The sequence below is a fragment of the Zoogloea sp. genome (genome assembly GCF_044344315.1).
Lineage (GTDB): Bacteria > Pseudomonadota > Gammaproteobacteria > Burkholderiales > Rhodocyclaceae > Zoogloea.
Genome location: NZ_JBIJDC010000026.1, coordinates 1 through 13,817 on the forward strand (window position 1 = coordinate 1; position 13,817 = coordinate 13,817).

The 13,817-nt window shown below is 66.4% G+C and carries 8 protein-coding genes; 6 read left to right on the plus strand and 2 right to left on the minus strand.

Annotated features, from left to right (window positions below; genetic code table 11):
* Window positions 1-1,675: DNA topoisomerase (locus ACIQ09_RS07895; protein ID WP_398307941.1), on the plus strand; the 1,675-nt coding region annotated here is incomplete at its 5' end.
* Window positions 1,676-1,753: 78 nt separating this feature from the next.
* Here ACIQ09_RS07895 and ACIQ09_RS07900 read toward each other — a convergent pair.
* The gene (locus tag ACIQ09_RS07900) at window positions 1,754-2,611 is read right to left on the minus strand and encodes an HDOD domain-containing protein (RefSeq protein ID WP_398307943.1); all 858 of its coding nucleotides are present in this window, start codon (window positions 2,609-2,611) and stop codon (window positions 1,754-1,756) included.
* A gap of 152 nt (window positions 2,612-2,763) precedes the next feature.
* Here ACIQ09_RS07900 and ACIQ09_RS07905 point away from each other — a divergent pair, with 152 nt between their 5' ends.
* The 4 genes from ACIQ09_RS07905 (at window position 2,764) to ACIQ09_RS07920 (ending at window position 11,916) form a co-directional block, all read left to right on the plus strand.
* On the plus strand, window positions 2,764-3,267 hold the full coding sequence (locus ACIQ09_RS07905) for a hypothetical protein (protein WP_398307944.1): 504 nt from the start codon (window positions 2,764-2,766) through the stop codon (window positions 3,265-3,267).
* Window positions 3,268-3,337: 70 nt separating this feature from the next.
* Entirely contained in the window at window positions 3,338-5,299 is a 1,962-nt protein-coding gene (locus ACIQ09_RS07910; protein WP_398307946.1) for a DUF1631 family protein, read from the plus strand.
* A gap of 102 nt (window positions 5,300-5,401) precedes the next feature.
* Window positions 5,402-10,897 carry an excinuclease ABC subunit UvrA gene (uvrA, locus tag ACIQ09_RS07915; RefSeq protein WP_398307948.1) on the plus strand — a complete coding sequence of 1,832 codons (5,496 nt, stop codon included), beginning with the start codon at window positions 5,402-5,404 and terminating at the stop codon, window positions 10,895-10,897.
* 23 nt (window positions 10,898-10,920) lie between these two features.
* Entirely contained in the window at window positions 10,921-11,916 is a 996-nt protein-coding gene (locus ACIQ09_RS07920; protein WP_398307950.1) for a phospholipase A, read from the plus strand.
* Here ACIQ09_RS07920 and ACIQ09_RS07925 read toward each other — a convergent pair.
* On the minus strand, window positions 11,911-12,747 hold the full coding sequence (locus ACIQ09_RS07925; protein WP_398307952.1) for a tetratricopeptide repeat protein: 837 nt from the start codon (window positions 12,745-12,747) through the stop codon (window positions 11,911-11,913). The two genes, ACIQ09_RS07920 and ACIQ09_RS07925, sit on opposite strands and share 6 nt — an antisense overlap.
* Before the next feature lie 339 nt (window positions 12,748-13,086).
* Here ACIQ09_RS07925 and ACIQ09_RS07930 point away from each other — a divergent pair, with 339 nt between their 5' ends.
* A complete protein-coding gene (locus ACIQ09_RS07930) occupies window positions 13,087-13,815 on the plus strand; it encodes a PhnD/SsuA/transferrin family substrate-binding protein (RefSeq protein WP_398307954.1) in 729 nt (242 codons plus the stop codon).
* Window positions 13,816-13,817: the final 2 nt, after the last annotated feature.

Here is a 13,817-nt window from a genome sequence, read left to right on the forward strand (position 1 = left end):
GTCCAAGCCCTCCACCCAGCTGTCTCCCCTGCTATTCGATCTGACCTCCCTGCAGCGGGAGGCCAACGGCCGCTTCGGCTTCTCGGCCCGCACCACCCTGCAATTGGCCCAGGCGCTGTACGAAAATCACAAGGTGCTGACCTACCCGCGTACCGATGCTCGCGCCCTGCCCGAAGATTACGTCGGCCAGGTGCCTGGCATCCTCGGCGGGCTGCCGGATGAATACGCGCCCTTTGCCAACCAGATCGTCAAGCAGGGCTGGGCCAGGCCCAACAAGCGTATCTTCAACAACGCCAAGATCTCTGACCACTTTGCCATCATCCCCACCGGCACGGTACCCAAGAGTCTGTCCGAGGCCGAGGCCAAGATCTACGATCTGGTGACCCGGCGCTTTCTGTCGGTGTTCTACCCGGCGGCCGAGTACCGCATCACCACCCGCATCACCCGGGTCGATGGCGAAGCCTTCAAGACCGAAGGCAAGATCCTCGTCAATCCGGGCTGGCTGGCCGTGTATGGCAAGGCCGCCGCGGTGAGCGAGGAAGAGGGCGGTGCCCCCCAGCTGGTGGTGGTTGAGCCCGGCGAGAAGGTCAGTACCGACGAAATCCTGCTCAAGGCCCTGGTCACCAAGCCGCCGGCACGCTTCAACGAAGCCACCCTGCTGTCGGCCATGGAAGGGGCCGGCAAGATGGTGGACGACGAGGAGCTGCGTGCGGCCATGGCCGGCCGTGGCCTTGGTACCCCGGCCACCCGGGCCCAGATCATCGAGAACCTGATCGGCGAAAGCTACATGCTGCGGGACGGCAAGGAGCTGATCCCCACCGCCAAGGCCTTCTCCCTGATCACCCTGCTGCGCGGTCTCGGCACCAATGAGCTGACCTCGCCGGAACTCACCGGTGAGTGGGAACACAAGCTGGCCCAGATGGAGCGGGGCGCTCTCAGCCGCGCCGACTTCATGGAGCACATCCAGGCCATGACCCGCGACATCGTCGAGCGGGCCAAGCGCTATGAGTCCGACACCGTTCCCGGCGATTTCGCCACGCTGCAGACGCCTTGCCCCAAGTGCGGTGGTCTGGTGAAGGAGAACTACAAGAAGTTCGCCTGCCAGGCCTGTGACTGGCAAGCCTGGAAGATCGTCGCTGGCCGGCAGTTCGAGCTCGCCGAGATTGAAGCCCTGCTGTCCACCGGACGGGTGGGGCCGCTGCTGGGTTTCCGCAACAAGATGGGGCGGCTCTTCAACGCCGAGATCCGCCTCAACGACGACAAGCAGCCCGAGTTCGACTTCGGTCAGCCCAAGGAGGACGAGGCCGCCGAGGCCGTGGATTTCTCGGGTCAAGATTCCCTCGGCCAGTGCCCCAAGTGCAGTAGCCAGGTGTACGAGCACGGGCTCTCCTACGTCTGCGAGAAGTCGGTGGGCCCCGAGAAGTCCTGCGATTTCCGCTCCGGCAAGATCATCCTGCAGCAGCCCATCGAGCGGGAGCAGATGCACAAGCTCCTCGACACGGGGCGCACGGAACTGCTGCGTGGCTTTGTCTCCAGCCGTACCAAGCGCAAGTTCTCGGCCTTCCTGGTGCGGGGAGATGACGGCAAGGTAGGTTTCGAGTTCGAGAAGAAGGAACCCAAGGCCCCGGCCGCTGCCAAGAAGCCGGCGACCCGGAAAAAGGCCGCTGCCGAGTAGGTTTTGCTTTCGGTGGCCGGAATGCATAAAGCCCGCCTTGCAGCGGGCTTTGTGCGTTTGATGAGGCGTGCTGCCGGATCAGACCATGACGGCTGCCACCAACTCGTGAAACTCGTCGATGTCCGCGTCCGAAGTGCCAAGGAAGAGCTTGGCGTTCTCGAAGGCGCGGTTGCCCACTTCCGCCGCACTGCCTGTGCAGTCGGCGATCACATGCTCGGCGATGACGGTGACCGCGATCAGTGCCAGGGCGCTGGATGGCAGCTCCCGCTCGGGAATGATGTAGGCGTCCGGGTCATGGTGGTAGCGGATGGCGGCCGCGATGCTGTCGGGCAAGCCCCAGTTGCGGGCGAGCAGCCAGCCGACGACGGCGTGGTCGCACTTGAAGTGCTCCCGCTCGAGGACGCTCAGGGCTTCCGGGTCGTCGAGGAGATGGCCGCAATGGTCGGTGTAGCGCGGGAAGTTCAGCATCATCACCGGGATGGCGGCGTCGTGGAACAGGGCGTAGGTATAGGCCAGTTCCGGTGAAATCCCCACGTGCTTGCGTGCAAGGACGCCGGTGGCCAGGGCCAGGGTCGACGTCCGAGCCCAGAAGCGGGCCATCAGGTCTTCGGGCAGGCCTTCGGTGGAGTTGCGCAGGGCCACTGCGATCACTACGTTCAGGATGTTGCTGGTGCCGAGACGCGTGACGGCCTGCTGAACGCTCTTGACCGGGCTGGCGCCACCGAGCAGGGGGGAATTGGCCAGCTTGACCGCCATGGCCGACATGCCCACGTCGGAGGCGATGATCCGCGACAGGACCTTGACCTGTGGGTCGTCCTTCTGGGCTTCGCGCATGACCTCGGCCACTACTGCGGGGTAGGCGGGGATGCGAACGGCCGCAAGGGCGCTTTCCAGTTCTGCATGGGTGAGGGAGCGAGGAGCAAGTGCTGTGTTCATGGCGATAATCAATAATAAATCTGGTGTATTCGAGCATCTGACAAAATCATCACTGTTTTGTCATGTGTCCCCCCGGGTGCTTCCGTTCAATGAGCGGCCGGCCGAATTTGCTCACTGTTTCGTACCACGCTGAGTACCCCTGGAGTGATCCCGTGAAGCATTCATCCAAACTGATTGTCATTGTTGCCGCAGTGGCTTTCGTTGTTTCTCAAACCTACCTTATCAGCCTTCTCCACTTCTTACGGCCGAATCTCATCGAACTTCAGTTAACTTTCTCACCCGATCGATATTGGGAAATCCTTGCGCTGTGGGGGGACGCAGGGCGGCAAGCCTATCGTGACCATTTTGCCCACGACTTCCTGCACATTGCCATCTTCTCGATCTTTGGCTATCTGCTGGCGCGCGGTGCCGGCCTCTTCGGACCCGGTGAGCGTGCTCTGGAACTGCGCGTGGCGGCGATCCTGCCCGTGGCCGGCCTGTTTGATCTGGGCGAGAACCTGCTGCAACTGCGGCTGTTGTCTGGCCAGATGGGCTTCGCCAGTATTGTGATTCCGGTTTCGGCACTGTGTTCCAGTGCCAAGTGGATGCTGGCGGCGGTGTTTGCGTGGATTACTGCGCACCGACTGCTGAAGAGGCTATGGACTACGTCACACTGAGGCAGTGGAGAATTGGCGAGGGGGAGCGCTTCTCGATAACATTGTTTGACATTCCCTTTGTCAGCCCTTCATGCAGCGCGCTCACCCCTCTCATTTTCCTTCGCCGGGCCATACCGAAGCCCGGCTCGCCTGTTGTCGCGAAGGCTTCCTGCAGACGCTCCGCGAGGCCGCCGACGAGGCGATCCATCACCCGGACTGGCCCGAGGTGCTGGGCGTGGTGGCTGGCGAGTGTTTCGATGATGCGATGGGGCAACAGAACCGTCGGTGGGGTGAGCAGGTTCAGGGGCTCACGGCCTCGAGGATCAGCCTCGTGCATGATCAGGATATGGACTATGCCGTCGAGCTGATGAACCTGGAGCAGCGCCTCCGCAGCTTCTGCGGCCGTGAGCTGGCTGCCGTGCACCTGCGTCTCAAGGAGGTATTCGAGGCCATAGGCCTGACCCTGGGCAGTGAACTGCCTCTCGGCCCCGAGGTGGTCTGCCGGGCTTTGCGCGCCCTGAGAGACAGGGAAAAGCTCAACCCCGATGAGGCGCTGGACCTGATCGGGCAATTGGAATCGTCCCTGTGCAACCACCTGTGCAGCTTTTACCGAAGGCTGGAGCATCAACTTGCCGCGCTTGCCTCGTCACCGGTCGCGGTGCCCCGAGTCGTCGATCCGGAGGCCTGGATAGATGGCCCGGCGGCACGCAGCAGCCTGCCCATTGACCCGTTGGCTTCCCTGCGTCTGTCCGTGCTGGCTCGCCGCGAGGCAACGGTGGGTGGGGCGGGCGGCGTGGATGCAGGACTGGCATCTGTACTCATCGAGCGGGTCGAAGCCTGGCTGGGTGAGCGCCAGAAGTTCGGGGAGGGGGTGCCTGTATCCCTGGGTGCGAGCGAACTTGGCGCCTTGCTTACGCCGAACCAGGCCGTGGCGGTCGAGATCATCGAGTCGGCCTGCAACCATGCTGCCCGGGCTCCGGATCTGCCGATACCCATTCGTACCGTGATCGGGCAATTTCGGGTTCCCCTGCTGCGCCTCGCCCTGCGCAGTGAAACCCTGCTGGCAGAGCCCCGTCACCCGGCCCTGCGCATGCTCGACTTGATTGCCGACCTGGGGCGCAGCATGGCGCCCGATTCTTCACTCGAGCTGCCTGTCTGCCAGGCCCTGCTGCGCCTTGCTCAGTCCTTGGGCAAGGCACTACGGATCACGGACAAGGATCTGCTGAGTGTCCTCGGCAGCGTCGAGTCGCTGCTCGAGTCACGCCAACGTGCCGCCCTGGAGCGTGCCGCGGCCTGCATTGATGCCGCGCATCGCCTGGAGCGCCGCGAAGTAGCCTTGCTCCAGGCCAGCCAGACGGTGCAGGGCATGACGGCCGAACCCGTTGATGCGGTGGCCCGTGAGTTCATCGAGGGCTACTGGGTGCATGTCCTGGCCAAGGTGGCCTACCGCTACGGCCCTGGTGGTCACAAGTGGGCTGCCCGCCTGCAGGTGGCCAAGCGCCTGCTGGAATGCACCCGCCCGAATCCGGACGCAGCCACCCGACAACAGCTGATGACCCAGTTGCCGGCCCTGCTGGCCGGGCTTGAGGAGGGCCTGCGCTACATCGGGCTGGGTGAGTCGCACGTCCGCGAGGGGCTGGCGCCGTGCAAGGCGCTGCTGACGGCTCTTATCGCCGGCCAGCCGCAGCCGGCCCCGGCGTGTCGTCCGCTGATGGGGCCGAGTCTGGCGCCGCTGGCGGATACGCCTCACCTGCGGGTGCTCAAGCACAAGCAGCACTTTGCCGGTGAGCTGACCCTGCCTGCCGAATGGGCGGACGTGGATGTGGGCTCCCGGGTTGCCCTGGGCCTGCCCGACGGCAGCGTGATGCGGGGTTTCGTGGCCCTCATCGGCCCTGCCCAGCAGCTCGTGCTGATTGCCGACGGCGATAGCCCGGCCGTGCTGGCCGTCACCGCCCGGGCCTTGGCCCAGCAGGCGATGCTGCCGGTCACCCGTGTGTTCCGCGACACCTCCCTGGTGGACGAGGCCGCCACCGACCGGCTGATCAATCCCTGAAGCAGCGCTGAGCCTGCGGCGGGCAGGGGAACCGAAGGCGGTGGGGCGGGTCTGCCAACAGGCCCTACAATTCCGCCCTGCAACTTCTCCGACCCGCCCGCCATGCCCTCCGACTCCGCCCCGCCGTCCACCGGGCCCAGCGCCATCCGCATCCGCGGCGCCCGCCAGAACAACCTGAAGAACCTGTCCCTCGACATCCCCCACAACGAGCTGGTGGTGGTGACCGGGGTGTCCGGTTCGGGCAAGAGCTCCCTGGTCTTCGACACCCTGTATGCCGAGGGCCAGCGCCGCTACGTGGAGACCTTCTCTCCTTACGCCCGGCAGTTTCTCGACCGCATGGACAAACCCCAGGTGGATCGCATCGAGGGTGTGCCCCCGGCCATCGCCATCGACCAGACCAATCCGGTGCGCACCTCGCGCTCCACGGTCGGGACGATGACCGAGCTGGCCGACCACTTCAAGCTGCTCTACGCCCGGGCCGCCAAGCTCCACTGCCGCTGCTGTGGCAAGCCGGTGAGCCGCGACACCCCGGCGACGATCTTCGAAGACCTGTCCGCCCGCGTCGCCGCGGCGGGTGACCCGCGCCTGGTGGTGAGCTTCCCGGTCACGGTGCCAGGTAACTTCAGCGACGAGGAGATCACCGGTCTCCTCGCCCAGCAGGGCTACACCCGCATCCACGCCCGGGACGGCGACGTGCTGCATGTGGTGCAGGACCGTTTTCGCCTCGGCAACGCCGAGCATGCCCGGGTGATGGAGGCGCTGGAGATCGGCCTCTCTGCCGGCCACGGCCGCCTGTCGGTACATGCCCTGGCCGATGCGGGCGAGACGCGCTGGAAGTTCAGCAGCGGCCTGCATTGCGCCGACTGCGACATCGCCTACTCCGACCCGCTGCCCAGTCTGTTCTCCTTCAACTCGCCCATCGGTGCCTGCGAGACCTGCAAGGGCTTTGGCCGGGTCATCGGGGTGGATTTCTCCCTGGTGGTGCCGGACGAGTCCAAGACGCTGGCGGAGGGGGCGGTGAAGCCCTGGCAGAGCCCCAGCTTCAAGGAGTGCCAGGACGACCTGACCAAGATGGCGAAGAAGTACGGCGTGGCCATGGACATCCCCGTCCGTGACCTGCCCGCCGAGCATCGGGAATGGCTGTTCGAGGGCGACCCCAAGTGGAAGAGCTGGGACAGCTCGTGGCCGCGCTACTGGTACGGTATCCGCCACTTCTTCGACTGGCTGGAGAGCAAGGCCTACAAGATGCACATCCGGGTGCTGCTGTCGCGCTACCGCAGCTACACCGAATGCCCCGCCTGCCACGGCGCCCGCCTCAAGCCCGACGCCCTGCTGTGGCGCCTGCCCGCGGCGGGGGGCGACTGGGCGATCCATGAGCTGATGGCCCGACCGGTGGACGAGATTGTTCCTTTTGTGGCCGGTCTGGTGCTGCCAGCGCCGCTCGATGAAGCTACCGAGCTGCTGCTCGGCGAGATCAAGGGCCGCCTCAAATACCTTCAGGACGTGGGCCTGAGCTACCTCACCCTGGACCGCCAGTCCCGCACCCTGTCCGGTGGCGAGGTGCAGCGCATCAACCTGACCACGGCCCTGGGCACTTCGCTGGTGAACACCCTGTTCGTGCTGGACGAGCCCTCCATCGGCCTGCACCCGCGGGACATCAACCGCATCCTGGGCGTCATGGAGCGCCTGCGTGATGCCGGCAACTCCCTGGTGGTGGTGGAGCACGACCCCCAACTGATGCTGGCCGCCGACCGTCTGCTCGACATCGGCCCCGGCCCCGGCGAGCGGGGCGGCGAGATCGTCGCCTACGGCCCGCCGGTGAGCATCGCCAATGATCCGGGCTCGCTGACCGGCGCCTATCTGGCCGGCCGCAAGCGCGTCGATGCCCGCCGCAGGTTCCGCCCCGTGGCCACCGATGCGCCACGTCTGACCCTCAAGGGCGCCCGCCAGCACAACCTGCAGGGCGTCGATCTGGCCATCCCGCTGCAGCGCCTGGTGGGCATCACCGGCGTCTCTGGCTCGGGCAAGTCCACCCTGATCCAGGACGTGCTCTATCCGGCCCTGGCCAAGCATTTCGGCCAGCCCGCCGACGTGCCGGGCGCCTTCGATGGCTTTGCCGGCGTGGACGCCATCAAGGGCGTGGTGATGGTGGACCAGTCGCCCATCGGCAAGAGCGCCCGCTCCAACCCGGTGAGCTACGTGGGCGCCTGGGACGCCATCCGCAAGCTCTACGCCAACCTGGAAGAGTCCAAGGAGCGGGGCTACACGCCGGGCACCTTCAGTTTCAACTCCGGCACCGGGCGCTGCCCCACCTGTACCGGCTCGGGCTTCGAGCACGTGGAGATGCAGTTCCTCTCTGACGTGTACCTGCGCTGCCCAGACTGCGACGGCAAGCGCTACCGGCCGGAGATCCTGGCCCTGTCGTGGCGCGGTAAGGGCGTGGCCGACGTGCTGGAGATGACCGTCTCCGAGGCCCTGGCCTTCTTCGCCGACCAGAAGGCCGTCGTGGCGGCCCTGGCGCCCCTGGCTGACGTGGGGCTGGAATACCTGCGCCTCGGCCAGCCGGTGCCGACGCTCTCCGGTGGCGAGGCCCAGCGCCTCAAGCTGGCGGGCTACCTGGCCGAGGCCGCCCAGCTGGCCGCCAGGAAGGCGAAGAAAGCTGCCTCCGGTGATGAGCCCGGCCTGCTCTTCCTGTTCGACGAGCCCACCACCGGCCTGCACTTCGAGGACGTGGCGCGCCTGCTGTCGGCCTTCGAGAAGTTGCTGGATGCCGGCCACTCCCTGGTGGTCATTGAGCACAACCTGGACGTGATCGCCGCCGCCGACTGGCTGGTGGATCTGGGCCCCGAGGGGGGCAGCGGTGGCGGGCGGATTGTCGCCGAGGGTACGCCGGCCACGCTGATCGCCACCCCGGCCTCCCACACCGGCAAGGCCCTGGCCGACTACGCCGCCCAGCTTGCCAACATGCAGGCCGCCCCGGTGGTGGCGGAGCCGCCGGTGCGCTACCGGCCGGTGGCCGATAATGCCATCACCATCCGTCACGCCCGCCATCACAATCTCAAGAACATCAGCCTGGACATCCCCCGCGACCAGTTCACCGTCATCACCGGTCTGTCGGGCTCGGGCAAGTCCACCCTGGCCTTCGACATCGTATTCGGCGAAGGCCAGCGGCGCTATCTGGAGTCCCTCAACGCCTACGCCCGCCAGTTCGCCCAGCCCTCGGCCCGGCCCGAGGTGGACGCGATCTTCGGCATTCCCCCCACGGTGGCTATCGAGCAGCGGGTCAGCCGCGGCGGACGCAAGAGCACGGTGGGCACCCTCACCGAGATCCAGCCCTTCCTGCGCCTGCTGTACACCAAGCTGGGCACCCAGTACTGCCCCTGCTGCGACGTGCCGGTGACGCCCCAGAGCTTCGAGTCCATCGTTGCCCACATCATGCGCGACTTCAAGGGCCGCTCCATCGAGCTGCTGGCGCCGCTGATCATCAACCGCAAGGGCCTGTACACCGACCTGGCCAAGTGGGCGCGGGGCAAGGGTTTCGAGCAGCTGCGTGTCGATGGCGACTATCTGCCGACGAAGAAGTGGCCACGCCTTGACCGCTACAAGGAGCACAACATCGAGCTGCCGGTGGGCATGGTGAAGGTGGAGGCCGGCACCGAGGCGCTGCTGCGCGAGCACGTGACTGCGGCGCTGGAACACGGCAAGGGCGTGCTCAAGCTGCTGCCCCTGGATGAGCCCGGCGGGGCGCTCACCACCCTGTCCACGCTGCGCGCCTGCCCGGACTGCGGCACCAGCTTCCCCGAGCCAGACCCGCGACTCTTCTCCTACAACGCCAAGCATGGCTGGTGCCCCGACTGCTACGGCACCGGCATCAAGATCGCCGCCAAGGTGGAGGATCCGGACGCGCTGGACCTGGGCGAGCTGGAGCATGAGACCGATGAGGTCTGCCCCAGCTGCGACGGTGCGCGACTCAATCCGGTGGCGCGGGCCGTGCGCTTCCGTGACCTGGGCCTGCATGAGCTGGCCTCCCTGGCGGTGGGCAAGGTGTCCGGCTTTTTCGAGGGCCTGCAGCTGGCCCATCGGGAGGCCGAGATCGGGCGCGACCTGGTGGCCGAGATCCGCGGCCGGCTCGACTTCCTGCAGAAGGTGGGCCTGGGCTACCTGGCCCTCGACCGGGCCGCGCCCACGCTTTCCGGCGGCGAGGCCCAGCGCATCCGCCTCGCGGCCCAGCTGGGCTCCAACCTCACCGGTGTGTGCTACATCCTCGACGAGCCCACCATCGGCCTGCACCCGCGGGACAACCAGCTGCTGCTGGACACTCTGGAGGCCCTCAAGGCGCGCGGTAACACCCTGCTGGTGGTGGAGCACGACGAGGACACCATCCGTCGCGCCGACCACGTCATCGATATCGGCCCCGGGGCCGGTGTGCGTGGCGGGCAGATCATCGCCCAGGGCCGCCTTGCCGACCTGATGGCCGCGCCGGACTCGGCCACCGGGCGCTGCTTCAAGCACCCGCTGATCCACCCTCTGGCGCCGCGCCGGGCGGTGGCTGACGATCACCCGGCCCTGGTGGTCCGCAATGCCACCCTGCACAACCTCAAGGGGGTGTCGGCGCGGGTGCCCCTGGCGCGCCTGACGGTGGTCACCGGCGTGTCCGGCTCGGGCAAGTCCACCTTCGCCCGCGATGTGCTGCATGCCAGCCTGGCCGCCGCTGCCCCGGTGGGCTGCGCGGCCCTGGACGGACGCGAGCAGATCGGCCGCCTGCTGGAGGTGGACCAGACCCCCATCGGCAAGACGCCGCGTTCCTGCCCGGCCACCTACATCGGCTTTTGGGACGCCATCCGCAAGATGTTCGCCGAGACCACCGAGGCCAAGATGCGCGGCTGGACGGCCTCCCGCTTCTCCTTCAACACCGGCGCCGGGCGCTGCCCGGTGTGCGAGGGGCAGGGCCAGATCACCATCGAGATGAACTTCCTGCCCGACGTGAAAATGCCCTGCGAGGCCTGCGGCGGGGCCCGCTTCAACCCGGAGACGCTGACCGTGCAATGGAAGGGCAAGAGCGTGGCCGAGGTGCTGAACATGGCGGTGGAGGATGCGGTGGACTTCTTTGCCGCCCATCCGTCCATCGCCCACCCCCTGCGCCTGCTGCAGGACGTGGGCCTGGGCTACCTGACCCTCGGCCAGCCCAGCCCGACCCTGTCGGGGGGCGAGGCCCAGCGCATCAAGCTGGTCTCCGAGCTGGCCAAGGTGCGCGGCCGGGCCGGTGAATCCGCCACCGGGCCGGGCCGCCCGCTACCGCCGGAGAAGCACACCCTGTACGTGCTCGACGAGCCCACCGTGGGCCTGCACATGGCCGACGTGGAGAAGCTGATCCACGTGCTCCACCGCCTGGCTGACGCAGGCCACACGGTGCTGGTGATCGAGCACGACCTGGACCTGATGGCCGAGGCCGACTGGATCATCGATCTGGGGCCGGAAGGGGGGGACGGGGGCGGCGAGATCGTGGCCGAAGGCCCGCCGGAAGCCGTGGTGCAGGTGGCCCGCTCCCATACAGGGCGTATCCTGGTTGAATTCATGGCGGCCCGACGGGCAAGCTGAACCCCAAAAGAGAGTGAGCATTCATGAACCATCGTCTTTCCCACTCATCCCTGGCCTTGCTGGCGGCTCTGGGGGCTGTGCCTGCCCTGGCGGCTGGCACCCCCTCCACCTGCGCGGCCATCGCCGACAACACCGAGCGCCTGGCCTGTTACGACGACGCTGTCGGGCGCCCTCACCAGGAGGCGCCAGCCCCGCCGCCTCCCGACAACACCCCCTTCTCGGCGCGCTGGGAGCTGGACGCCGAGGATAAGCGCGGCACCTTCCTGATCAAGCCCTATCGACCGACCTACATCCTGCTGGGCCGGATCACCAATTCGGCCAATCGGTTGCCCAGCTCTCCGGGCCCGGATCGTTCGGTCACCGAGCCCCTGGATGTGTCGCCGGTGGAGGCCAAGTACCAGATCAGCTTCAAGACCAAGCTGTGGGAAGGGCTGTTTGGCCGGCATGGCGACCTGTGGATGGGCTACACCCAGCAATCCAGCTGGCAGGTGTACAACAAGAGCAATTCGTCGCCCTTTCGTGAGACCAATTACGAGCCCGAGTTGATGGCGGTGTTCCGCACCAACCTGGATGCCGGGGCGGGTTTCAAGGTCAAGCTGTTGTCGGTGGGCTTCAACCACCAGTCCAACGGCCGGGCCGAGCCCCTGTCGCGCAGCTGGAACCGCCTCACCGCCCAGGTGGGCATCGAGCGCGGCGACTTTGCGCTGGTCTTGCGCCCCTGGTATCGCTTTCCCGAGAAGGACGGCAAGGATGACAACCCGGACATCGGCCGCTATCTGGGTTACGGCGACGTGCAGGCCATGTGGAAGCTGGGCGATCACGGCCTCGGCCTGACCCTGCGCGGGCCCCTGTGGCAGAGCGGGGGCCGGGGCTCGGCCCAGGTGGACTGGAGCTTCCCCATCCACCGCAACCTGAAGGGCTTCGTCCAGGTTTTCAGTGGATTCGGTGAAACCCTGATCGACTACAACCACCGCCAGACCACCCTGGGGGTGGGCGTCGCCCTGGTGGACTGGCTATAGGCGCCGCCGTGCCGCGGGGGGAAGGAGGGCCCCGAGGCTGGGGCCGGCCGAGCTGAGCTGGCAGTTGAGCGCCGGGTTGGCCCGGCACAGGCGGGCGAGGTGGTTACGTGCCGCGGCTGCAGTTTCTTCCTGCCGGCTGGCCTCGGTGAGCCACACCTGTGCGCCCTTGAGCCCGGCGCTGCTTCCCGGCTGATTGAGATAGAGCAGGCCCAGTTCCAGCTGAGCCTTGGCATGGCCCCGCCGGGCGGCCTTGAGATACCAGAACTCCGCCTGTTTCAGATCCCGGGGGATGAGCTCGCCGGAAGCATGCAGGGTGGCGAGGCCGTACTGGGCTGCGGGAAGATCACGATCCGCGCCCTGCTGAAACCAGTAGCGGGCTTGCTTGCCATTCCTCGGCAGTCCGTCCAGGCCTTCGGCGTAGAGCTCGCCGAGCAGCACGATGGAGTTTGGCTCGCCCTGGTTGGCGGCCTGCTCGAACAGGGCTACCGCCTTTACCGGGTCTGTGTCCAAGCCATCCCCCTCCAGATAGAGCGCCCCCAGCGCTTCTGCGGACATGCTGCTGCCCTGCTTGGCGGCCTTGTCGTACCAGTAGGCGGCGGTGGCCGGGTTGGGAGGACCGCCCTCACCTTCGATATACATGGTGGCCAGGTTGTGCTGTGCCTTGTGATTGCCTGCCACGGCGGAGATCAGATACAAGGGCCGGGCCAGCAGGAAGTACCCCGCCCTATGCAGGCGGAGGGCCGAGGGGTAGCTGTAGTACAGCACGACGGCTACCAGGACGGCCAGGAGGAGGAAAGGCCGAAGCCGGACAAGGGCGGGCGAATGGGGCATGGCAGATGACTTTCCGGTAGATGCCATCATGTTATCCGGATTGCGGGCTGTTGAAGAAATCTGGACTGCCCGATCTTGGTTTGAAATTGGCAAATACGCGAACTTATGTTGAATAGCGCCTTTTTTGAAGAATCTGTATGTTTTTCGACCACTCTTCTTTCTTGGTGTGACCCCTCGGGCGGTGGCGGAATGTGCTGCGTGTCGTGCTGGAGCTGACATAACAGGCATGTAGAATCATGCGATTGGCACGTTGCCCGACAGGGCCGCAGATCAACTTTCCGCCACCATCCGGTACCCGTCATGTCCTCCCTTTTCGCGATCTCCCGGGCGGTCTGATCCATGGTCAGCCCGTTCAAGCTCAGCGTCTGTCCCCATGACACGGCCAAGAATCTGCTCGGCTGGTTCACCCTCAACACCTACCTGCAGCGCAAGCTCGGTATCGGCATCCACTTCGACCCCCGCGACAGCTTTCTCGAAGAGCGCCAGGCGGTGCTCGACCAGCCCCATCACGTGGTCTATGCCAACCCCTACAGCGTCCTGTGCTTCGCCCGGGAGCGGGGCTTTGTGCCGGTGGCCCGGCCCGCCGGCATTGTGGATGAGGCCGTCGTAGTGGCACGCCCAGGGGCGGTGCGGGGGCCGGCCCTGGGCGTCGCCAGCGCCACCGACAAGCTGATCATCCACGACCTGGGGCTGAAGGTGCTCGACGGGCTGGACATCGACGTGCGCCAGGCGGACTTCCATTTCGTCGGCAATCACCTCAACGCCGCCAAGGCGGTGATGGACGGGAGCGCCGATCTGGGGATCGTTTTCAATGAGACCTGGAACAGCCTCAACGCGAGCACCCGCGGCCAGCTGGAGGTGGTGGGGGAAAGCCACGACGGGCTGGCCTTCCATTGCTTCATGGTATCCCCCGACTGGGCCGACAAGCGTGAAGCCATCCAGCGCATCCTGTGCGCCATGCATGAAGACCCGGCCGGCCTGCGGGTGCTGGACGACCTGCGCTTCACCCGCTTCGAGGCGGTGGGTGAGGATATCCTGACGCCCCTGGCCGCCCTGCTGGGGCGCTGAGA